Source organism: Streptomyces sp. NPDC001732 (assembly GCF_053596315.1).
The window spans coordinates 185,401-207,402 of the sequence record NZ_JBSFFY010000006.1 but is presented as its reverse complement, the minus strand read 5'-3'; the positions used below and the strand labels follow the sequence as shown (position 1 = coordinate 207,402).

General features: G+C 73.5%; 17 protein-coding genes. 11 read left to right on the top strand and 6 right to left on the bottom strand.

Annotated features, from left to right (window positions below; translation table 11 throughout):
- The first annotated feature begins 158 nt into the window (after window positions 1–158).
- A complete protein-coding gene (locus ACWCXX_RS09805; RefSeq protein WP_451125815.1) occupies window positions 159–2,681 on the top strand; it encodes an MFS transporter in 2,523 nt (840 codons plus the stop codon).
- A gap of 289 nt (window positions 2,682–2,970) precedes the next feature.
- On the opposite strand, the gene ACWCXX_RS09800 is transcribed toward ACWCXX_RS09805, so the two are convergent.
- The 4 genes from ACWCXX_RS09800 to ACWCXX_RS09785 form a co-directional block, all read right to left on the bottom strand.
- Complete coding sequence (locus tag ACWCXX_RS09800; RefSeq protein WP_451125814.1) at window positions 2,971–4,248, bottom strand: hypothetical protein; 1,278 nt, start codon at window positions 4,246–4,248, stop codon at window positions 2,971–2,973.
- Between the two features lie 236 nt (window positions 4,249–4,484).
- Window positions 4,485–4,880: a GntR family transcriptional regulator gene (locus ACWCXX_RS09795; protein ID WP_451125813.1), complete on the bottom strand. Its 396-nt coding sequence runs from the start codon at window positions 4,878–4,880 to the stop codon at window positions 4,485–4,487.
- 50 nt (window positions 4,881–4,930) lie between these two features.
- Window positions 4,931–5,896 (bottom strand): ABC transporter permease, encoded by a 966-nt coding sequence (locus tag ACWCXX_RS09790; protein WP_451125812.1) that lies wholly within the window; start codon window positions 5,894–5,896, stop codon window positions 4,931–4,933.
- Window positions 5,893–6,837 carry an ABC transporter ATP-binding protein gene (locus ACWCXX_RS09785; RefSeq protein WP_451125811.1) on the bottom strand — a complete coding sequence of 315 codons (945 nt, stop codon included), beginning with the start codon at window positions 6,835–6,837 and terminating at the stop codon, window positions 5,893–5,895. The genes ACWCXX_RS09790 and ACWCXX_RS09785 overlap by 4 nt, the downstream gene beginning before the upstream one ends.
- A 215-nt stretch (window positions 6,838–7,052) precedes the next feature.
- Here ACWCXX_RS09785 and ACWCXX_RS09780 point away from each other — a divergent pair, with 215 nt between their 5' ends.
- The 6 genes from ACWCXX_RS09780 to ACWCXX_RS09755 all read left to right on the top strand — a co-directional run bounded on the left by ACWCXX_RS09780 (window position 7,053) and on the right by ACWCXX_RS09755 (window position 14,848).
- Window positions 7,053–7,886, top strand: coding sequence for a M55 family metallopeptidase (locus ACWCXX_RS09780; RefSeq protein ID WP_451125810.1), 834 nt, complete (start codon window positions 7,053–7,055; stop codon window positions 7,884–7,886).
- Window positions 7,879–9,222, top strand: coding sequence for a M20/M25/M40 family metallo-hydrolase (locus ACWCXX_RS09775; protein WP_451125809.1), 1,344 nt, complete (start codon window positions 7,879–7,881; stop codon window positions 9,220–9,222). The genes ACWCXX_RS09780 and ACWCXX_RS09775 overlap by 8 nt, the downstream gene beginning before the upstream one ends.
- A 21-nt stretch (window positions 9,223–9,243) precedes the next feature.
- Window positions 9,244–11,223 (top strand): prolyl oligopeptidase family serine peptidase, encoded by a 1,980-nt coding sequence (locus ACWCXX_RS09770; RefSeq protein ID WP_451125808.1) that lies wholly within the window; start codon window positions 9,244–9,246, stop codon window positions 11,221–11,223.
- Complete coding sequence (locus tag ACWCXX_RS09765) at window positions 11,220–12,164, top strand: S66 peptidase family protein (protein ID WP_451125807.1); 945 nt, start codon at window positions 11,220–11,222, stop codon at window positions 12,162–12,164. Before ACWCXX_RS09770 ends, ACWCXX_RS09765 begins: the two co-directional genes overlap by 4 nt.
- A 189-nt stretch (window positions 12,165–12,353) precedes the next feature.
- Entirely contained in the window at window positions 12,354–14,171 is a 1,818-nt protein-coding gene (locus tag ACWCXX_RS09760; RefSeq protein WP_451125806.1) for a CocE/NonD family hydrolase, read from the top strand.
- 35 nt (window positions 14,172–14,206) lie between these two features.
- Window positions 14,207–14,848: a GNAT family N-acetyltransferase gene (locus ACWCXX_RS09755; protein ID WP_451125805.1), complete on the top strand. Its 642-nt coding sequence runs from the start codon at window positions 14,207–14,209 to the stop codon at window positions 14,846–14,848.
- A 40-nt stretch (window positions 14,849–14,888) separates the two neighbouring features.
- Here ACWCXX_RS09755 and ACWCXX_RS09750 read toward each other — a convergent pair whose 3' ends face one another.
- Window positions 14,889–15,539 (bottom strand): response regulator, encoded by a 651-nt coding sequence (locus ACWCXX_RS09750; RefSeq protein ID WP_451125804.1) that lies wholly within the window; start codon window positions 15,537–15,539, stop codon window positions 14,889–14,891.
- On the bottom strand, window positions 15,527–16,648 hold the full coding sequence (locus ACWCXX_RS09745) for a sensor histidine kinase (RefSeq protein WP_451125803.1): 1,122 nt from the start codon (window positions 16,646–16,648) through the stop codon (window positions 15,527–15,529). Before ACWCXX_RS09745 ends, ACWCXX_RS09750 begins: the two co-directional genes overlap by 13 nt.
- Window positions 16,649–17,032: 384 nt before the next feature.
- On the opposite strand from ACWCXX_RS09745, the gene lanL reads away from it, so the two are divergent.
- The 4 genes from lanL to ACWCXX_RS09725 all read left to right on the top strand — a co-directional run bounded on the left by lanL (window position 17,033) and on the right by ACWCXX_RS09725 (window position 22,002).
- Window positions 17,033–19,840, top strand: coding sequence for a class IV lanthionine synthetase LanL (gene lanL, locus ACWCXX_RS09740; RefSeq protein ID WP_451125802.1), 2,808 nt, complete (start codon window positions 17,033–17,035; stop codon window positions 19,838–19,840).
- Complete coding sequence (locus ACWCXX_RS09735) at window positions 19,837–21,627, top strand: alpha/beta hydrolase family protein (protein ID WP_451125801.1); 1,791 nt, start codon at window positions 19,837–19,839, stop codon at window positions 21,625–21,627. The genes lanL and ACWCXX_RS09735 overlap by 4 nt, the downstream gene beginning before the upstream one ends.
- Before the next feature lie 55 nt (window positions 21,628–21,682).
- The gene (locus ACWCXX_RS09730; protein ID WP_222872278.1) at window positions 21,683–21,799 is read left to right on the top strand and encodes an ALQxL family class IV lanthipeptide; all 117 of its coding nucleotides are present in this window, start codon (window positions 21,683–21,685) and stop codon (window positions 21,797–21,799) included.
- Window positions 21,800–21,882: 83 nt separating this feature from the next.
- Window positions 21,883–22,002, top strand: a complete 120-nt coding sequence (locus ACWCXX_RS09725; protein ID WP_356935575.1) for an ALQxL family class IV lanthipeptide — start codon at window positions 21,883–21,885, stop codon at window positions 22,000–22,002.

The following is a 22,002-nucleotide window of genomic DNA, read 5'->3' as shown; positions in this document are numbered from 1 at the left end:
CGGGTGGTTTTCCCGCCGTGCCGGTCGTGCGCCGTAGTGGCTCCCACCGGGGGTTAAGCCCCCCCGAGTGCGCCGTCGGCGCCCCCCGTCGCGTTTGCCCTCCCTCGTCGCACGATGCGAGAAATTGGGCGGCGCAGACGCGACGAGGGGAGCGGCACGTGGTGGGTGGGATCACTCTGCTGGAGGAGGAGCCGGGCGGTACGGGGACCGCACCGCACTCCGCCCCGGCCCCGTCGCCGCCCGACGGGGCCAAGAAGCCCGCGGCGGAGAGGACGGGGCCCGCGGCGCAGAGCGTCCCCGCCCGGCCCTCCGCACCGGAGCTCGGCCCCCGCCGCATCCGGCTCGTCTTCATCGGGCTGATGCTCACCCTGCTGCTCGCGGCGCTCGACCAGATGATCGTCGCCACCGCGCTGCCGAAGATCGTCGGCGAACTGCACGGCCTGGAGAAGATGTCCTGGGCCGTCACCGCGTACCTGCTCGCCTCCACCATCGGACTGCCCCTCTACGGCAAGCTCGGCGACCTCTTCGGCCGCAAGGGCGTCTTCCAGTTCGCGATCGTGGTCTTCGTCATCGGCTCCGCGCTGGCCGGCTGGTCGCGCACCATGGACGAACTGATCGCCTTCCGCGCCGTCCAGGGGATCGGCGGCGGCGGCCTGATGATCGGCGTCCAGGCGATCATCGCGGACGTCGTCCCGCCCCGGGAACGCGGCCGGTTCATGGGGCTCATCGGCGCGGCGTTCGGCCTCGCCTCCGTGGCGGGCCCGCTGCTCGGCGGCTTCTTCACCGACCACGCCTCCTGGCGCTGGTGCTTCTACATCAACGTCCCGTTCGGGCTGGTCACCCTCGCCGTCATCACCGTCGTACTGAGACTTCCCCGGCCCGCCGTACGGCCCCGCCTCGACGTCCTCGGCGCACTGCTGCTCGCCGCCGCCTCCACCTGCCTGGTGCTGCTGACCAGTTGGGGCGGCACGGAGTACGCCTGGGGGTCGAACACCATCCTGGGGCTCGGCGCCGGGGCCCTCGGAACGACCCTGCTCTTCCTGGTCGTCGAGCACCGGGCCGTCGAACCGATCATCCCGCTGCGGCTGTTCCGCGACTCGATCTTCAACGTCACCGCACTCGTCGGCGCGGTCGTCGGAGTCGCGCTGTTCGGTGCCGCCAGCTATCTGCCGACCTTCCTGCAGATGGTCGACGGGGCCACGGCCACCGAGTCCGGACTGCTGATGCTCCCGATGATGGGCGGCATCGTCGTCGCGTCCGTCGTCTCCGGCCAGCTGATCTCGCGCACCGGCCGCTACCGTGTCCACCCGATCGTCGGCGGGGCGGTCTCGGTGGTCGGGATGTGGCTGCTCTCCCGGCTGGAGACCGACACCCCGCGCCTCGAATACAGCATCGCGCAGGCCGTGCTCGGCATCGGGATCGGACTGGTCATGCCGGTGCTCGTGCTCGCCGTGCAGAACTCCGTCGCGCCCGCCGACCTCGGCACCGCGACCAGCGCCAACAACTACTTCCGGCAGATCGGCGGAAGTGTCGGCGCCGCCGTCTTCGGGACGCTCTTCGCGGGCCGGCTCGCGGACGCGCTCGCCGTACGCCTGCCGTCCGGCGCCGACCTGCCCGACCCCGAGTCGATCACCCCGCAGCTGGTCCACGCCATGGAACCCGCCCTGCGGGACGGCTACATCCAGGCGTACGCCGACGCGATGCCACGGATCTTCCTCTACCTCGTGCCGGTGCTCGCGCTCGGCCTGTTCTTCGCCTTCTTCCTCAAGGAGAAACCCCTGGTGTCCCACCACAGCCCCGAAAGCGCCGCCCCGACCACCGCCGAGATCGCCCCCGCAGCCGCCCCCCAGGTCGCCACCGGGTCCGTGACCGTGACCGTCCCGGCCGCCCGCGTCACCGCCGCGCCACCGCCCGGCCACCTGTCGGGCGTGCCGGTGTGCGGCAGCGTCCAGCACCCCGACGGCACGAAGGTCCCGCGCGCCGCCCTCACCCTCATCGATGTCCAGGGACAGCAGGTCGGCCGGGGCGCGAGCGGCGACGACGGGCGGTACGCGCTGAGCGTGCCCGGCGCCGGTTCGTACGTCCTCATCGCCGCGGCCGGCGGACACCAGCCGCAGGCCGTCAGCGTCACCGTGGGCGAACGGCCCGTGGAACTCGACGTGGTGCTCGGCGGGGCGGGGCGCCTCGCCGGGGCCGTCCTCACCGCCGACGGCATCCCGGTGCGCGACGCCGCCGTCACCCTCACCGACGTGCGCGGCGAGGTGGTCGCCTCCACCCGCAGCGGACGCGAGGGCGGCTATGTGATCACGGAGCTGGTGGCCGGCGAGTACACCCTCGCCGCCAGCGCCCCCGCCTTCCGGCCCGCCGCGCTGCCGGTGAGCGTGCAGGCGGCCCGGGAGACCCGGCAGGACATCGAACTCGCCGGTGGCGCGGTGCTCCGCGGCATCGTACGGGCGAGCGGCGGCCGGCCCGTCGAGGACGCCCGGGTCACCCTCCTGGACGCGGCGGGCAATGTGGTCGACACCCTCACCACCGGCCCCGACGGCGCGTTCCGGTTCGTGGACCTGTCCACCGGTGAGTACACCGTGATCGCCGCCGGATACCCGCCGGTGGCCACCGTCCTCCAGGTGGCGGGCGGCGGACGCACCGAACGCGACCTCCAGCTCGGGCACGAGGACTGAGCGGCCGGGGCAGCCGTGGGGCCGACCGGTGGGACCACAGGCCGGCCCCACGGCCGTCCGGTACGGCGCTCCCGGAAGCCGCCGCGCGGGCGCCGTCGCCGTCAGCCGTTGTGCGCGCGCACTCCCGCCACCGCCCATTTCGCCCGCGTGGACAGCTCGCGGAGCTTCTTCGCCGACTCCTCGGCGATCGTGTCCAGCAGGAGCCGGGCGTGCGCCGCCGTCGTACGCGCGAGTTCCGTGTCGCCCGCCCCGACGGCCGCGAGCGTCAGCTCCAGGTGCTGCTCCGTGATCAGCCGGCCGAGCCCCCGGCGGTGCCACTGGTCGACCGTCCCGTCGGGGGGGTGCCGTCGATGCCGACCGCCGCCCTCGCCCGCCCCAGAGCCCGGCCCGCCGCCGCGAGGTCGCCCTTGAGCCGTTCCAGACGGGCGAGGACGTACGCCTCCGAGGCCCGGTCCCACGCCGTGTCCTGGAGGGAGAGGAGGTTGAACTGGGCGCGGGCCGCCTGCGCGTGGTCGCCGATGCGCTCCAGCGCCCGGCTCAGCCGCCGGAGCCGGTCCGGGTCCGGGCCCGTGTCGTCCAGGAGGCGGACGAGCGCGACCCGGGCGTGTTCGACGCGGCCCTGACGGTGGGCGAGCTCGACCCAGGTGAACTCGCTCTCCGGGGCCGCGCCCGGCCCGTTCTGCCCGGCCTCCGCGGCACGGGCCCACGCGGCGGCCCCGGCGCCGTCGGTGACCTGCCCCTCCGTGGCCGACCGCAGCAGCGGAACGTCCTCGTCCCGCCCGTGCAGCGCCACCAGCACCGCGGTCCGCCACCGCTCCTCGTACCACTCGGTCCGGGTGGCGTTCTCCTGCTCCAGCAAGGCCCGCAGCAGCGGCAGGTCCTCCTCGCGGCGGTCGTGGTGCGCCGCCCGCAGCACCCCCGCCCGCAGCACCGGATCGGCGGCCGTCTCCGCCAGGACGCCGGGATCGCCGGAGCGCATCCGCTCCAGCGCCTCCCGCCCCGGGGCGAGGACCACGTCGCGCAGGGACGGGCGGTAGGACTCCTCCAGCCGGTAGGCGCAGAGCTCATGGGAGTTGAGCAGGAGGTGGTCCGGCTCGGTGCGCCGGGTGACCGCCTCCGAGAGGGCGAAGAGCTCGGTCAGCGGCCGGTCCGGCAGCCCCAGCCCGCTGATCAACGCCGCACGCTGCTCGTCGAGTTCGGGGGCGAACTCCTCCCGCGCCTCGTCGTCCGCCCTGCGCACCTCGGCGCGCAGGGCCTCCTCGTCCATCCCGGCGGAGAGGTCCTCGCACCACCAGGGCAGCCGGACGAGGAACTGGAGCGCGTCGCCGACACCGTCGGCGAACAACGAGGCGTACCCGTCGGAGGACGCGTGGAGCACGGCCGTTCCCCCGCTCAGGAAGTACGTGCCGCCGGTGTCGTCGCCCGCGACCGGCTCCAGCGGCGCACCGGACGCCAGGTGCACCGCCTCGACGTGGTAGGCCCGGTCCACGTCGAAGTTGAAGGGGAACGCGGCCAGTTCGGCCAGGTCGGGGCGGGTGCGCAGGAGTTCCAGCACGGGGTCGGTCATGCGACCGGATCCTAAGGGCTGTCCCGACAGCCCGGTGTTCTGTCCGGACCGGTCCGGCCCGGCCGCGTTCCCCGTACGCCGTCGGCAGGGACCCGGCGCCGCGTGCGGGCGGGGTCCCTGCCGATGTGTCGATGTGCGGGTGTGCCGATGGCGTGGGCCGGGGCCTTCGGCCGTCCGTCGTGGGCCGGGGCCCCGCCGTTCCTCCGGGCCCGCGGTCCGCCGGATGTCCGTCCCCGTCAGATGTCCGTCCCCGCCGGGTACACGGTCGCGCAGGCCGACCGGAAGAGGGCGTCGACCTCCTGGCCGCTGAGCCCCTGGGCCCGTGCCTCGTTCAGCCACTCGACGAGCGACGCGCGCAAGGGGGCGGCGGGGCCGTCCGGGGCCGGTACGAGGGTGCGGGTGATGAAGGTGCCCGCACCCTGCCGGACCTCGGCCAGGCCCGCGCGCTCCAGCTCGCGGTACGCCTTGAGGGTCGTGTTGGGGTTGACCTTGGTCTCCGCCGCGACCTGCGCGGCCGTCGGCAACCGGTCACCCTCCTCCAGCGCGCCCATTCTCAGTGCCTGTTCGACCTGCCGCACGATCTGGAGGTACGTCGCCACCCCGCTGCGTCTGTCGATGCGGAACACGACCATCGTCCTCTTCACCTCCCGTTGGACTGCCGTACCGGTGCGACCGCGACGTCCTAGACCGGGCGACGGGACACCCGCCACAGGACGAACGCGGTGAGTACGGCCGTACCCGCGAGCAGGATGCCCACCCCGGTCCACTGCATGGCGGGCATCTGGTCGAAGCCGAGGTACTCGTAGACATTGTTGACGATGCCGTGCTTCTCGATGCAGGCATTGGTCGCCTTCTCGGTGGGTTCGGCGCACAGGCCCCAGCCGTGGAGCTGCCCGTCGGCGGAGCCGATCCAGCGGTCCACCTCCAGCGAGTCGTCCAGCCGCGCGGGCATGTCCGCGTTCAGCGGGTAGACGAGCGTACGGGTCGGGGCGAGGCGGGCGATCATCTCGTCCCAGAACACCCCGAAGGCCCAGGAGAAGACCAGCGTGGCCGCCATGGCGGGGAGGAGCCGGCGCACCAGCACACCGATGGTGATGCCGGCGGCGGTCAGGAAGAGGCAGAACGCGGGGAGCACCGGACCGGTGCTGTCGAAGATCGACCCGCTCGACCAGTCGTACGGGAACAACGAGCGGTCGGGCTTCCACCACCAGGTGAAGACCGCCGACAGCACCACGCCGGTCACGAGCACCGCGCCGTAGACCCAGGCGAGCTTCGCCGTCACCCAGCGCAGGCGCGACACGGACTGGGTGGTGACCAGCTGCGCGGTGCCGTGCTCCTGGTCCCCCGCGATCAGCGGGGCGCCGACGAAGACGGCGAGCAGCAGCGGCAGTGCCCCCAGCGCGCCGACGACCATGTGCATGCCGTCGGAGTCGAAGTTCGGCAGCTCCTCTCCCGAGCCCGCGGCCGCCAGGACGTCCTTCATCCGGCTGCGTTCGTACACGAGCCAGAGCGAGCCGAGGACCGTCGCGCCGAGCAGGCTGAGCAGGGCGGCCCGGTGCTGCCGGACGACGAGCCAGTTCAGGCCGCGCAGCAGCCGGGGCTTCGGGGTGCGGCCGGCCCGGGGGACGGCGGTCGGGGTGGTGCTCATGCGGCGTGGGTCCCTTCGTCCTCGATGCGGGCGCCGGGGGTGAACAGCGGGGGCGCGTCCGGCGAGCGGAGGTGTGCCAGCAGCACTTCCTCCAGGCTTGGTTCGGCGACCACCCAGTCGCTCGGCAGCGGCCCGTTCGGCCGCACCAGTGCGTTGAACTGCCTGCCCTGGACACGGAATTCGATCACCGTGTGCGGGGCCAGCAGGCCGGCCGGGTCCCCGTCCGTCGCGAGCCCCGTCACCAGAGCGTGGGCCGGGACGAGCGCGTCCGCGTCACCCGCCATCCGGATCCGGCCGCCGGAGAGGACGAGCAGGTAGTCGCACATGTCCTCCAGCTCGGACAGCATGTGGGAGGACATCAGCACGGTGGTGCCGCGCTCCACGGCCTCCGACATCAGGAGGGTGCTCATGTCGTGACGGGCCAGCGGGTCGAGGTCCGACATCGGCTCGTCGAGCAGCAGCACGTCGGGCCGCTTGCCGAAGGCGAGCGCGAACGCGACACGGGTGCGCTGACCGCCGGAGAGGGAACCGACGCGGGCGTCCATCGGCACCTGCCCGGCCCGCACGATCCGCTCCGCCGCGGCCATGTCCCAGTCGGGGTTCAGCTCGCTGCCCAGGCGCAGCGTCTCCGCCACGGTGAACCGCTTGAACAGCGGCTTGTCCTGCCCGAGGAAGGCGAACCGCGGCAGCACCGCGGGATCGTCCACGGGCACGCCGCAGACCTGGAGTTCCCCCTCCGACGGCTGGATCTGCCGGGTCACGAGCTTCAACAGGGTGCTCTTCCCCGCCCCGTTGGGGCCGACGAGGCCACAGATCCGTCCGGCCGGCAGCCGGAACGAGCAGTCCCGCAGCGCCCAGCCGCGTCGGTAGCGCTTACCCAGGCCGCGGACCTCCAGCGCCCATGCGCCGGACGCGGTACCCGGAGTGAATGCGTCTGCCATGCACGTCGCTCCAATTCCATTAGTCAATTAATGGAATCATGGTCTGGGGCGGGAAAGTCTGTCAAGGCGGACCGGGCGGCCCCGCCGTGGGCCGGGCGCGGCTGTCCGTGATGCGCCTGTTCGGGGCGTGCGTCGCACTCTCTTCGGAGGACTGGACCATTGAACGTGTCCGGGGCTCTGGCCTGGCGGTTCCCCGGCGCGTAGCGTGGCCCGGCATGAAGATCCTGATCAGTGCGGACATGGAAGGCGCCACCGGTGTGACCTGGCCCGCCGATGTGCTGCCGGGCAGCCCCCAGTGGGAGAGATGCCGCGCCATGTTCACCTCCGACGTGAACGCGGCGGCCCTCGGCTTCTACGACGGCGGCGCCGACGAGGTGCTCGTCAACGAGGCCCACTGGTCCATGCGCAACCTGCTGCTGGAACGGCTCGACGAGCGGGTCGAGATGCTCACCGGCCGGCACAAGTCCCTGTCCATGGTGGAAGGCGTCCAGCACGGCGACGTCGACGCCATCGCCTTCGTCGGCTACCACACCGGGGCCGGCGCCGAGGGGGTCCTCGCCCACACCTATCTGGCGAACTCCATCACCGGCGTCTGGCTCGACGGGACCCGGGCCAGCGAGGGACTGCTCAACGCGCACGTCGTGGCCGAGTACGGCGTCCCCGTCGTCCTCGTCACCGGCGACAACCTGACCTGCGTGGACGCGGAGGGCTACGCCCCGCGGGCGCGCAAGGTCGCCGTGAAGGACTACGTGTCGCGGTACGCCGCGGTCTGCCGCACCCCGGCCCGTACCGCGGCCGACATCCGGGCGGCGGCCAAGGAGGCCACCGCGCTCGCCGTGCGCCACACCCCGGTGGAGGGCGGCCCCCACACCGTCGAGCTGGAATTCGACGCCGAGCACCTGGCGGGCGCGGCCACCGTCGTCCCCGGCGTGGCGCCCAGCGGCGAACGGCGCGTCGCCTACACCAGCGCGACGATGTACGAAGCAATCCGCACGTTCAAGGCGGTGACGACGGTCGTGTCGTCCGCCGTGGAGGAACAGTATGGCTGAGACGACCGCCTCCCAGGACAGCGTCGACCGGCGGGCGCTCGACGAATCGGTGACGTTCACCTCCGAACTGATCCGGATCGACACCACCAACCGCGGCGACGGCGAATGCCGGGAACGCCCGGCCGCCGAGTACGTCGCGGAGCGGCTGGCCGACGCAGGGCTGGAACCCGCCCTGCTGGAACGCACCCCCGGACGCACCAACGTGGTGGCCCGGATCGAGGGCACCGACCCGTCCGCCGACGCCCTGCTCGTCCACGGCCACCTCGACGTCGTCCCGGCCGAGGCGGCCGACTGGACCGTCCATCCCTTCTCCGGCGAGGTCCGCGACGGGGTCGTCTGGGGCCGCGGCGCCATCGACATGAAGAACATGGACGCGATGGTCCTGGCCGTCGTCCGCGCCTGGGCACGGGCCGGCGTCCGGCCCCGCCGCGACATCGTCATCGCGTACACCGCCGACGAGGAGGCCAGCGCCGACGACGGCTCCTGCTTCCTCGCCGAGCGGCACGCCGGACTCTTCGAGGGATGCACCGAGGGCATCAGCGAATCCGGCGCCTTCACCTTCCACGCCGGACCGGACATGCCGCTCTACCCGATCGCCGCGGGCGAGCGCGGCACCGCCTGGCTGAAGCTCACCGCGCACGGCAAGGCGGGACACGGCTCCAAGGTCAACAAGAACAACGCCGTCAGCGCGCTCGCCGCGGCCGTCGCCCGGATCGGCGAGCACACCTGGCCGGTCCGGCTCACCCCCACGGTCCGGGCCGCGCTCACCGAGATCGCCGCCCTGCACGGCATCCGCCCCGACCTGGACGCCGCCGACTTCGACGTCGACGAACTCCTCGACAAGCTCGGCCCCGCCGCCGACCTGGTCCGGCCGACCGTCCGCAACAGCTCCAACCCGACCATGCTGGAGGCCGGGTACAAGGTCAACGTGATCCCGGGCCACGCCACCGCCTTCGTCGACGGCCGGATGCTCCCCGGCGGCGAGGACGAGTTCCGCACCACCATGGACCGGCTGACCGGACCCCACGTCGACTGGGAGTTCCACCACCGCGAGGTGCCGCTGCAGGCCCCGGTCGACTCGCCGACCTTCGCGAAACTGCGCGCCGCGATCGAACACTTCGACCCGGCCGGCCACGTCGTGCCGTACTGCATGTCCGGCGGCACGGACGCCAAGCAGTTCTCCCGGCTCGGCATCACCGGCTACGGCTTCTCGCCGCTGAAACTGCCCGTCGGCTTCGACTACCAGGCGCTGTTCCACGGCGTCGACGAACGCGTCCCCGTCGAGGCCCTGCACTTCGGCGTCCGCGTCCTCGACCACTATCTGCGCACGGCCTGACCGCAACAGGGGGAATCGATCATGCTGCCCACAGGGGCTTACGGAACCTGGCCGTCGCCGATCGACGCCGCGCTCGCCGCCTCGCGCGACGGACGTCCGGAATACGTCGGCACCATCGGCGAAGAGGTGTGGTGGACGGAGCCGCGCCCCGCGGAGGCGGGCCGCCGCGCCCTGGTCCGCCGCCGGGCGGACGGGAGCACCGACTGCGTGCTGCCCGCCCCCTGGAACGTACGGAGCCGGGTCGTCGAGTACGGCGGCCTGCCCTGGGCCGGGGCCCAGTGCGCCGAGGGCGGCCCGCTGGTCGTCTTCGTCGACTTCGCCGACCAGCGGCTGTACGCCCACGCCCCCGACGGGTCCGGCGAGCCCCGGCCGCTCACCCCGGTCTCGGCCGTCGGCGGCGGGCTGCGCTGGGCCGACCCGCAGCTCCACCTCGACCGGGGCGAGGTCTGGTGCGTCCTGGAGGAGTTCACCGGCGAGGGCCCCACCGAGCTGCGCCGGGTGATCGCCGCCGTCCCGCTGGACGGATCGGCGGCCGACGACCGGTCGGCGGTGCGCGAACTCACCGACGACGGCCACCGGTTCGTCACCGGCCCGAAGCTCTCGCCCGACGGGCGGCAGGTGGCCTGGATCGCCTGGGACCACCCGCGGATGCCGTGGGACGGCACCGAGGTGATGCTCGCGGACGTCACCGACGACGGCGCCTTCGAGAACCCCCGGAGCGTCTGCGGCGGCCCCGAGGAATCGGTGCCGCAGATCGAATGGGGTGCCGACGGACAACTCCTGTTCGCCGGCGACCGCAGCGGCTGGTGGAACCTCTACCGCGTCGACCCGCACCGGGGCGCGGTCGCGCTCTGCCCACGCGAGCAGGAGTTCGCCGGACCGCTCTGGAAGATCGGCCTCAGCTGGTTCCAGCCCCTGGAGAACGGCCTGATCGCCACCGTCCACGGCAAGGGCACCACCACGCTCGGCATCCTCGACCCGCAGAACGGCGAACTCGTCGACGTCGCCGGACCCTGGACCGACTGGGCCGGGACGCTCGCCGTGCACGGCAGCCGGGTCGTCGGCATCGCGGCGAGCCCGTACAGCGCGTACGAGGTCGTGGAACTGGACACCAGCACCGGCCGCACCCGGGTCATCGGCGCACCGCACGAGGACGCCGTCGACCCCGCGTACTGCCCGCGGCCCGAGGAGCGCACCTTCACCGGCCCCGACGGACGCGAGATCCACGCCCACCTCTACCCGCCGCGCAACCCCGAACGGACCGGCCCCGAGGGCGAACTGCCGCCCTACGTGATCTGGGCGCACGGCGGTCCCACCAGCCACGCCGCACTCGTGCTCGACCTGGAGATCGCCTACTTCACCTCGCGCGGCATCGGTGTCGCCGAGGTCAACTACGGCGGCTCCACCGGCTACGGCAGGGCCTACCGCAACCGGCTGCGCGAACAGTGGGGCGTCGTCGACGTGGAGGACTGCGCGGCCGTCGCCGAGGCGCTGGCCGCCGAGGGCACGGCCGACCGGCGACGGCTCGCCATCCGGGGCGGCAGCGCCGGCGGCTGGACCACCGCCGCCTCGCTCACCGGCACCGACGTCTACGCCTGTGGGACGATCATCTACCCCGTCCTCGACCTGACCGGCTGGGGCACCGACGAGACCCACGACTTCGAGTCGCAGTACCTGGAGTCCCTGGTGGGCCCGCTCGCCGACGTCCCCGACCGCTACCGCGAACGGTCGCCGATCGGCCGCACCGAGCGGCTGACCGCCCCCTTCGTACTGCTCCAGGGGCTCGACGACCCGATCTGCCCGCCCGTCCAGTGCGAGCGCTTCCTCGCCGCCCTCGACGGACGCGGCATCCCGCACGCGTACCTCACCTTCGAGGGGGAGGGGCACGGCTTCCGACGCGCCGACACCATGATCCGGGCCCTGGAGGCCGAACTCTCCCTGTACGCCCAGACCTTCGGCATCGACCGTCCCGACGTGCCGACGGTGGAGCTGAAGAAGTGACCCTCATCCCCCTGACCCGCCCGGCCCGGCTGCGCCCCGGAGCGAGGGTCGCCGTCGTGGCCCCGAGCGGGCCGGTGCCCGCCGAGCGGCTGGAGGCGGGGCTCGACGTCCTGCGCGGCTGGGGCCTCGAACCCGTCGAGGCCCCCCACGTGCGCGACGTCCACCCGGAGCTGGACTACCTGGGCGGGGCGGACCGGGCGCGCGCCCGGGGGCTCCAGGAGGCGTGGTGCGACCCGTCCGTCGACGCGGTGATCTGCGCCCGCGGCGGGTACGGCGCGCACCGGATGGTCGACCTGGTCGACTGGGCGGCGATGCGTGCGGCCGGGCCGAAGGTGTTCGTCGGGTACAGCGACATCACCGTGCTCCACGAGGCGTTCGCCCGGCACCTGGGGATCGTGACGCTGCACGGCCCGATGGCGGCCACCGAGACCTTCCTCAAGGACCCGGACACCCAGGAGTCCCTGCGGGCCACGCTGTTCGAGCCCGAGACGGTGCGGACCCTCGGTCTGCTTGGCGCCGGGACCCTGGTGGCCGGCCGCGCCGGGGGCGTCACCTACGGCGGCTGCGTGAGCCTGCTCGCCGCCGACATCGGGACACCGCACGCCCGGACCTCCGCCCGGGGCGGGCTGCTGGTGATCGAGGACACCACCGAGGACCCGTACTGCATCGACCGCATCCTCACCCAGCTGCTGCGCTCCGGGGTGCTCGACGGGGTGGCCGGGGTGGCCTGCGGCTCCTGGGCGGGCTGCGGCCCGTACGAGGAGGTGCGGGCCGTTCTCCTGGACCGGCTCGGCCCGCTGGGCGTCCCCGTCGTCGAGGAACTGGGCTTCGGACACGGGCCGACGGCGCTCACGATCCCGCTCGGCGTGCCCGCCGTGCTGGACGCCCCGCCCGACGGCGCCCCCGCCACCCTCACCACCCAGGTGCCGGCGCTGGTCTGACGGCACCGAACGACACCGGGCGGCACCGGGCGGCGGTGGAACGGGGCCCAACCGCTCCGAACGGCGAAGAAGCTGAGCAGCATTCAGGAAACGCGGCCCCGATCGTTGACAGCTCCGTGACGCGTATCACAGCATGAGCGCGGCCCGGCACTTACCGGCCGGTAAGCCGCCCTCGGTGTGGAGGTCCTCGTGTCACGTGCTGTTTCCCGCCCCCGGTCCGGGTACCGGGCCCTGTCCCGGAAGTCGGCCGTGTACGCGGCCTCGGCCGCGCTCGCCGCGCCCCTCCTCCTCGCCGGGGCGGGGCGGGCGACCGCCGACGGGACCGCCCCGTACACCGTCACCCCGCTGAAGTTCACGATGCGGGTGGACGGACGCCCGTGCACCGTCGACGCCGACCTGTACCGCCCCGCCGGGACCGACGCGCGGCACCCGGCCCCCGCCGTGCTCGCCACCAACGGATTCGGCGGCAGCAAGTCGGACGGCTCGACCGGTGCCATCGGCAGGGCGTTCGCCTCCCGCGGCTACGTCGGCCTGGTCTACTCCGGCCTCGGATTCGGCAAGTCGGGCTGTCTGATCACCCTCGACGACCCGGCCGTCGACGGCCGGGCGGCCACCGGGCTGATCGACTTCCTCGCCGGGACCCGCGCCGCCGACGACGGCACCCGGGCGGACTTCGTCACCCGGGACGGCGACGGCGACCCCAGGGTCGGCATGATCGGCGGCTCCTACGGCGGCGCCGTCCAGATGGCCACCGCGTCCGTCGACCGTCGCGTCGACGCCCTCGTGCCGCTGATCACCTGGAACGACCTGGCCTACGCGCTCGCCCCGAACAACGCCGGCACCCGAAAAGGCGTCTCGTCCGACACCGCCGGTGTCTTCAAGTGGCAGTGGACCAACGGCTTCTACCTGATGGGGGAGGGGCAGACGGTCCTGAACGCGAGCCTCGACCCGTCCCGGTTCAACAACCTCACCTGCCTCCACTTCGCGTCCCGGGCGTGCGACACCGTCCGGCTGCTCAACTCCGGCCGCTACCCGGCGGACCGGACGGCGGCGATGCTCGCCTACGCGCGCAGCGTCTCGCCCGTCGACTACCTGAGCCGGGTCAAGGCGCCCACGCTCCTCGTCCAGGGCCAGGCCGACAGCCTGTTCAACCTGAACGAGGCCACGGCCACGTACGAGACCCTCAAGGCCCAGGGCACCACGGTCAAGATGATCTGGCAGGCCTGGGGGCACAGCGGCGGCCAGGCACCCGGCGAACTCGACCTGGACAAGGGCAACCTGGAGACCAGCTACGTCGGACAGCGCGTCCTCGCCTGGTTCGACCGCTACCTCCGGCACCACGAGAACACCGGCACCGGGCCCGAGTTCGCCTACTACCGCGACTGGGAGAGCGGCTACGGCACGGCGGCCGCCGTGCCGGCCCTCTCGCGGAAGATGTACCTGTCCGGCGACGGCAGGCTCGTCGACGAGCGGTCCGAGGTCGCCCGGGGCAGCCGCCAGTACACCAACTGGCTCGTCCCGGCCAGCCATTCGGAGAGTTCGCTCGCCGGACTCCTCGGCCTGCCCGACCCCCGGCCGTACGACACCAAGGGCACCTACCTCGGCTGGACCAGCGCCCCGCTGCCCTCCGCCGTCGATGTCGTCGGCGCGCCGAAGGCCACCCTGAAGGTCGTCTCGCCGAAGACCGAACGGGTGCAGAACAGCGGTGACGCCGCCGACCGGCTCGTCCTGTTCGCCAAGATCTACGACGTGGCCCCGGACGGCGGCAGGGAACTGGTCAACCGGCTCGTGGCCCCGGTCCGGGTACCGGACGTCACCCGGCCGTTCACCGTGCGACTGCCGGGCATCGTCCACCGGTACGAGGCGGGCCACCGGCTCGAATTCGTGATCGCGGCCAGCGACAGCGCGTACTCGGGCAACCGGGGGATCAAGCCGGTCACGGTGGTCAGCGCCCCCGAGGACACCGGCGTGCTGGAACTTCCGGTGGTCGGCGACCGGGCGGAGTGACCCGGCCTGCGGGGGACAGCCCTTAGGCTGGCCGGATGTCCGAAACCGACTTTCTGGCCGTGGGGCGCCGCGTGGCCGTCCGCCCCTTCACCCGGGCGGACGCCGAAGAGTTCACCGGCCGGGCGAGGGAGAGCCGGAGCCTGCACCACCCCTGGCTCTTCCCGCCCACCGACGCCCGCGCGTACGCCGCCTACGCGGACCGGCTGATCGACGACCCCACCAGGGCGGGCCTCCTCGTCTGCGAACGCGAGGACGCCGCGAGCGGGCTCGGCGGCGGGATCGCGGGATTCATCAACATCAACAACATCGTCACCGGCGCGTTCCGCTGCGGCGCCCTCGGCTACGGCGCCTTCGCCCACGCGGCGGGGCGCGGCCTGATGGGCGAAGGGCTGGAACTGGTCCTGCGCCACGCCTTCGGGCCCCTCGGCCTGCACCGCCTCGAAGCCAACATCCAGCCCGGCAACGAGGCTTCGCTGGCCCTCGTACGACGGGCCGGGTTCCGCCTCGAAGGGTTCTCGCCCGACTTCCTCTTCGTCGACGGCGCCTGGCGCGACCACGAACGATGGGCGATCACGGCCGAGATGCTCGCCCCCGGAGCCCCCGGAGCCCCCGGAGCCCCCGGAGCCCCCGGGGACCCGGGAGGCCCGGGGGACCCGTCGGCGGGAGTGCGGCCGTAGCCGTACGGGCGGGCGGCGGGCCGAGCGGCCGGGGGAGGGCTCACGCCGGAGGGAGACCGGGGTGCACCCACCCGTCCTCCCGGACCCGCAGGGCCAGGTCGATCTTGGTGTAGGTCGGCCGGCCCGCGTCCTGGTACTTGGCCTTGACCCGGTCCAGGTAGTACTTCGCCGTGTTGGCGGTGATCCCGGCGCGGCGGGCAGTGGCCTTGAGGGTGAGCCCGGAGGCGTAACCCACGAGCACCTCGCGCTCCTTCGGGGAGAGCTTCGGGCGGATGCCCTGGTCGCAGGCCCAGGCGAAGGCCAGCTCCGGGGAGTGCGCGGTGCCCCCGGCGGCGACCTCCTCGATCGCCTCGACGAGGACGGACAGGTCGTGGTCCTTGGTGAGGTAGCCGTCGGCGCCGTCCGCGATGGCGGCGACGATCCGGTCGCGGTCCGGCACCACACTGATCATCAGCACCCGGCTGCCGGCCTCCCGCAGCCGGCGGATGTTCTCGGCGGACGGGCGCCCGTCGCGCAGGACGAGGTCCAGCAGGACGACATCGGCCTGCTCGCCCCGCCCGGCGAGCAGTTCGTCCACGGTGCAGGCGCAGCCGACGAGCCGCAGCCCCGGAACACCGGCCAGCCAGGACCGGATTCCGTCGCGCAGCATCCGGTCGTCGTCGACCACGGCGACGGTGATCACCTCGGCCATCTCAGCTCCACGCTCACGCCCTCGCCGGGAGCACTGTCCACGGTCGCGTGGCCCCCCACGCCACGCATCCGCTCGTGCACGGAACGGGTGAGGCCGAGGCCCCCGCCGCCGCTGCCGGGATCGAACCCCCGCCCCCGGTCGACCACGGTGACGACCAGCCGGCCGGAGTCCCCGGTGACCGTCAGATAGGCGTGGCCGGTGCCCGCGTGGCAGCGGACGTTGTTCAGCGCCTCGGTCACGGCCTGGGCGAAGGTCAGGGCCACGTCACCGGGCACCCTGGGCGGTTCGTGGTACCGGGCGGTCACCCGCAGCCCGAGCGCCTCCGCGGCCCGTATCGACTCCTCCAGCGCGGCGAGGAACTCCGAGTCGGCCCCCTGGTCGTCCGTCTGCTCGACCAGCCTTCTCAGATAGGCCGCCTCGCGGGCGCATCTTCGCCTCATCTCGGGGGTGTTGGCGTCGACGCCGCCGCCGGAGATGGCGGTCAGGGTGGCGAGGACCGTGTCGTGCAGCGCCCTGTGGTGGGTGATCCGCTCCGCGTACCGGGCGCGGTGCGCCTCCGCGACCAGGGCCCGTTCGTTGGCGGCGTCGAGGAGCGCGCCCTGCCTGCGGAAGTACCACCAGAGCACCCCGGAGACGACGGCCGAGAAGACCAGGGCGTTCAGATGGCCCCCGGTCACGGCCGCGTCGGCGCCGACCAGCAGGTATCCGAGCAGGTGCGTCGCCACCAGGAGCGCGGTGGTGGCCACGACCTGCCGGATGCGGAGGGCGGCGGCCGCCATGGCGGCCGCCGAGCCGCCCAGCAGCATGACCCAGGCGATCGAGGCGGGGGTGTGCGCTCCGCCCCATAAGTAGGCGCAGAACGGGAGCAGACAGCCGACGGCGATCACGTCGGCCCAGACGAACCGGGGAACAAGTCGCCCCTGTCGCCTGGCCGTTGTGTGGACCACGGCACTGGAGGTCAGGGCCGCAGCCAGGATCAGCCACTGGACCGGGCGGTTCCACTGGTGCTGGACGACGCCGGCGATCCCGGCGACGAGATGACTGCCCCGGTAGAGGGACGTGGCCAGAACCATGGAGGTCTGTGCACGGTGGAGCCCGGTTTCATCCATGTACATGTCTTCCCGTCCGCTGTCCGCAACCCCCCAGAACGGGTGGTACACCGGTCCCTCGGTGCACCGTTAACGTCACCCATGGCGATCAGGGGGGCGCCTCACGGCCACCATATGCGCGGCTGTGCGGGCGTTCCCCCATGAAATGCAGACAGCTGATCATTTTGCCCGATCGGTTCTGATACTCCCGTACTTGACTCCTCGTCAGGCGATGGGGGCAGCTTCCCAGGAACAGCGCTTCCCGGCCGACCGCCGGATCCGGACCACCACGCCCCGCACCCCGCGGGGCAGCCCCCGGCCGGCCCTCCGCCGCCCTCCCGCCTCCTCGTCGTGGCAGCCCGACCGCTTCCGCACGCCCCGACACCGCACCCGGAAGGAAAACCAGTGACCGCTGATGGCGAGGCACGCAGCACCGGTGGGTACTTCGTGGTGAGCACCACCCTGCTGCCCGGAATCGTCGAGGGCGTACTGCACCGGCACGGCGCGACGGAATGGGCCGTCGACCGGGGCGACTTCTGGTGCTCGGTCCGCCCCCGGGGCCACCGCGGTGCGGAACAGGGCTGGAAGCTGCACCTGTCGGCCACGCCGCTGTCCGCGGCACTGGTACTGGCGGCGGCGTCCGAGGTCCTGATCGAGGAGAAGGCGTCGTTCAAGTTCGCGGGCAGCGTGGAACGCGTCGCCGAACTGACCGGCGGCCGGGCGGACCGGGGTGGCGGCGGCAAGTTCATCACCGTGTACCCCGACGACCCGGACCACTTCCGCCGGCTCGCCCGGCGGCTGCACGAGGCGACCCTCGGCCTCCGGGGACCCGGCATCCTCTCCGACCGGCGCTACCTCCCCGACAGCCTCGTCCACTACCGCTACGGGGTCTTCCGCGGCGTGCGCGTCACGACCAACGACGGCGACGCGGACGTCAGGCTCCGCCGTCCCGACGGAGGGCTGGAGAAGGACCGGCGCCAGGCATGGGCGACCACACCGGACTGGGCCCCGCCGCCGTTCCCCGACACCCCGGCCCCTGATCCGGCGCCGGAGAAGGCCCCCCGCAAGAAGCCGGTGGTGCTGCTCAACGACCGCTACGTCGTCAACAGGGCGATCCGGCACGCCTACAAGGGCGGGGTCTACCTCGCCACCGACCGCGACACCGGCCGGGAGGTGGTCGTCAAGGAGGCCCGCCCGTACGTGGGGGTGCGCATGGACGGCACCGACCTCCAGGACACCCTGCGCCACGAGGCCGAGACCCTGGACCTGATGGCACCGCTGGGCTTCACCCCGGCCGGGATCGACCTCTTCTCCCAGGGCGGGAACCTCTTCCTCGTCCAGGAACGCGTCCCGGGACAGACCCTGCGCGAACGGATGCAGGAACGGCCGGTGCGGAACATGACGGAATTCCTGGGCCTGGCCCGGCAGGTGGTGGACATCGTCGAAGGAGTCCACGGCACCGGCCACGTGCTGCGGGACCTCTCCCCGAACAACCTCATGCTCACCCCCGACGACGAGGTGCGCCTGATCGACGTCGAGTACCTGGCCCGGCAGGGCGTCCCGGTCCGCCGCGGATACACCCCGGGCTACGCCGGCCCCGAGCTGACCTCGCTGGTCGACTACGAACCCACCGCCCCCGAATACGCGGGGGACCTCTACGGCCTCGGAGCCGTACTGCTGCACCTGGTGGGGGGCGTGGACATGCTCCTCGTCCCCGACGAGCGCCCGGTCGGCGACCGCACGGACGCGCTGATCACCCTCGTGGTGGCCGACCACCCCTGGGCGCGCCCGCTGCTGCCCCTGCTGCTCGCGCTCTGCGCCGCCGAACCCGCCGGGCGGTGGGGCCTGGCCCGGGTGCGGGAGACGCTCACCGCCCTGGCCGAGGAGCCCCGCACGGACCGCCCGGACACCGCACCGGAACCCGTCTCCGGCCCCGCCGCCGCGCCCGACCTGCGCATCACCGACGAGGAACGCGACCGGCTGATCTCCGACGGCCTCGCGTACCTGCTCCGCACCCGCGGCAGCGGAAGCGGCGGGCACCTCTGGGCGATCAACGGCTTCGGGGCCACCACCGACCCGCTGAACGTGCAGTACGGCGCGGCCGGAGTGCTGGCGGTCCTCACCCGGGCCGCCGCGACCGATCCCGATGCCGAACTGCGCAACGGCACAGCGGAGTTGACGCAGTGGATTCGCCGACGCCTGGCCGACCCGTCCGCCGGGCGGGCCGCCGACGGGACGACCCTGCCGGGGCTGCACTTCGGCCGCTCCGGCACCGCCTGGGCCCTGCTGGACGCGGCCCGCCTGCTCGGCGACGAGGCGGTGGAGGCGGAGGCGTCCGCGCTGGCCCGTACCGTTCCCCTCGCCTGGCCCAACCCGGACATCTGCCACGGGGCGGCCGGGGCGGGCATGGCCCAGCTGCACTTCTGGCGGACCACCGGCGACACGGAGTTCCGCGACCGGACGACCGCCTGCGCGGAGGCGCTCCTCGCCGCCGCCGAGGACCACCCCGCCGGGGTGATCTGGCCGGTCCCCGCCACGTTCGACTCGAACCTCGCCGGGGCCCGCCACTACGGGTTCGCCCACGGCATCGCGGGCATCGGCGCCTTCCTGCTGGCCGCCGGACTCGACACCGGCCGGGACGACTTCGTCCGGGCGGCCCGCACCGCCGGCGACACCCTCGTGGCACTCGCCCGGGTCACGGACGGGCAGGCCCGATGGGCGGCCGGGGACCGTACCGCCGACGGCGTGGCCGGACAGACCCACTGGTGCAGCGGCTCCTCCGGCATCGGCACCTTCCTGATCCGGCTGTGGCGGGCCACCGGCGACACCCGCCACCGGGACACCGCCGTGCTTGCCGCGGCGGGGGTGCGGCGCGCCATGTGGCTCTCCTCGCCCGCCGCCTGCCACGGACTGGCCGGCAACGCGGAGTTCCTCCTTGACATGGCCGCGGTGCTCGGCGACCCCCACTACCTGGACCGGGCCCGGGAGCTGGCGCAGTGCGTCCGCACCCGGACCGTGCTCAGGGACGGACTCCTGGTCGTCCCCGACGAGTCGCTGGAGGCGGTCTCCGCCGGCTACCAGACGGGACTCGCCGGAACCGTCGGCATGCTCCTGCGGCTGCGCGACGGCGGCCCCCGGCTCTGGATGCCGGACTCCCCGGCCCTGCGCGCCCCCGCCGGACGGGACGCCCTGCTCGTGGCCGGTGCGGCATGAAGCGCCGGACCGACCGGATCAGCTTCCGGTTCTCGGCGCGGGCACGCCACGCGGCCTGCCTGGTGAGCACCGCGGAGGGCGGGTTCGTCCCGGCCCGCTGGGACCTCGGCTCCAGGGTGCCGCGGTACCGGGAGGGGACCTCCACCGAGTCCACGGCGACCCAGGTCCTGCCGACCGACGACGGCGAACTGCTGTTGCTGCGCAGCGCGGTGGGCAGCGGACGCCACCGGCTCGCCCTGACCGGCCCCGACGACGGGACCGGCCCGGCCACGACGGTCGCCGCCCGGGGGCTGCGGCTGGTCCCGGGCGGCCCGCCGGACACGCTCGCCCTCGCGGTGGAGACCGACGCGGGAGGCCGCACCCGGGTGTGGCAGGTCAGGAACGGGCCCCTGCGCCTGGCCCATCCGGTGCTGCTGCCCGGCCGCATCACCGGTCTCCTGCCGCTGGACGAGGAGGGAATCCGGTACGCCACCGACCTCGGCCACGCCGACGGATGCCGCCCGGTCGTCCTGAACCTCCGGGAGGGGAGCTGGGGAGGATTCCTGCTGCCCGGCGGCGGACACATCCACCGGCTCCTGCTGTCGGCCCCGCGCTCGGGGCTGCTGCTGACCGCGAGCGACTCCGGGGACGGGCGGCTGCGCATCGGCCGCACCACCGTCGACGGCCGCACCGCCCTGAGCTTCCCCGAGCGGCTCAACTCGCTCGACGGCGCGGTGTTCCCGCTCACCGCCGACCCGGCGGGCGAACGCGTGGCCCTGCGGGTCACCAAGGGGGCCGCGGCACGCCTGTTCCTGTACGACGTCGCCGACGACCGGCCGCGCCCCGCCGAGCTGCCCGTCGGCGCACTCCACCCGGCCGCCGGATGGAACGAGGACGGCCTGCACGTCGTGTACGCGAACCCCGCACGCCCCGCCGACCTCGTGACCGTCCCGGACGGCACCGCGCGGCGGGGGACCCCGCCGTCCCCCGCCCCCGCCGCCCGCACCGAATGGTTCGACACGCCCGACGGCGGGTTCGAGGCCGTCTGCCTCGGCGACTGGCGCACCGCGGACACCGTGACGGTCGCCCTGCACGGCGGCCCCGAGGACGCCTGGACCCTGGGCTTCCACCCCGTACTGCACCGCCTGGCCGAGGCCGGGACGGCCGTGGTGGCACCCAACCAGCGCGGCAGCACCGGCTACGGCCGGGCCCACACCTCGGCCGTGCACGGCGCCTGGGGAGTCCCCGACCTCGCGGACATCCGCTCCCTGGTGAGGACACTGACGGAGCACCGGCCGCCCGGCGCGGAACCCCCCGCCCTCCTGGGCATCAGCTACGGGGGCTTCCTCGCCCTGCTGGCCGTGTGCGCCGACCCCCGCGCCTGGTCGCGGTGCGCGGCGGCCGCACCCTTCCTCTCCGCCCGGGGACTGTACGAGCGGGCGACACCCGCCGTGCGCGCCCTGATCGAACGGCACGGCCTGGGCACACCGCCGGACGACGAACTCGGACCCCGGAACGTGGAGGTGCTCGCCCACCGCATCCGGGTGCCGCTGCTCGTCGTCCACGGGACCGACGACCCCCTCGTACCGGTGGAGGAGACCCGGCGCCTGCGGAAGCGGCTCATCGAGGCGGGGCGCGTGGAACACACCCACTTCGCCTGCCTCGAAGCGGCGGGCGCGGGCCACGACCTCCTCCAGGAACGCGGCGGAGCCGGACTCACCGACCGACTGGTGACGTTCCTGGCCCCCGCCCCCGCGGCCCCCGCGCCACCCACCCCCGATCTCACGGCCGCCCCCGCGGCCGTGTGACACCGCCGACCCCGGCGGTGTACCGCAACCACCCCGCAACAGGAGGTGAAACACCATGACCATCGACGTGGACGAGCTCCAGACCCTGGAGGGCGAGGAAGCGGTCGCCCTGGCCGGCTGCACCCGCACCTGCACCTGGACCTGCACCATCACCAGCATCGAGCAGCAGTGACGCACCGGCGGCACCGGCCGGTGACCGCGTCCGGCTGCCGACCCCGTACGTCATCGACCTCTCACCGACGAAAGGACACCATCATGACGACCATCGACGTGGACGAGCTGCAGACCCTGGAGGGCGAGGAGGCGGTGGCCCTGGCCGGCTGCACCCGCACCTGCACCTGGACCTGCACCATCACCAGCATCGAGCAGCAGTAG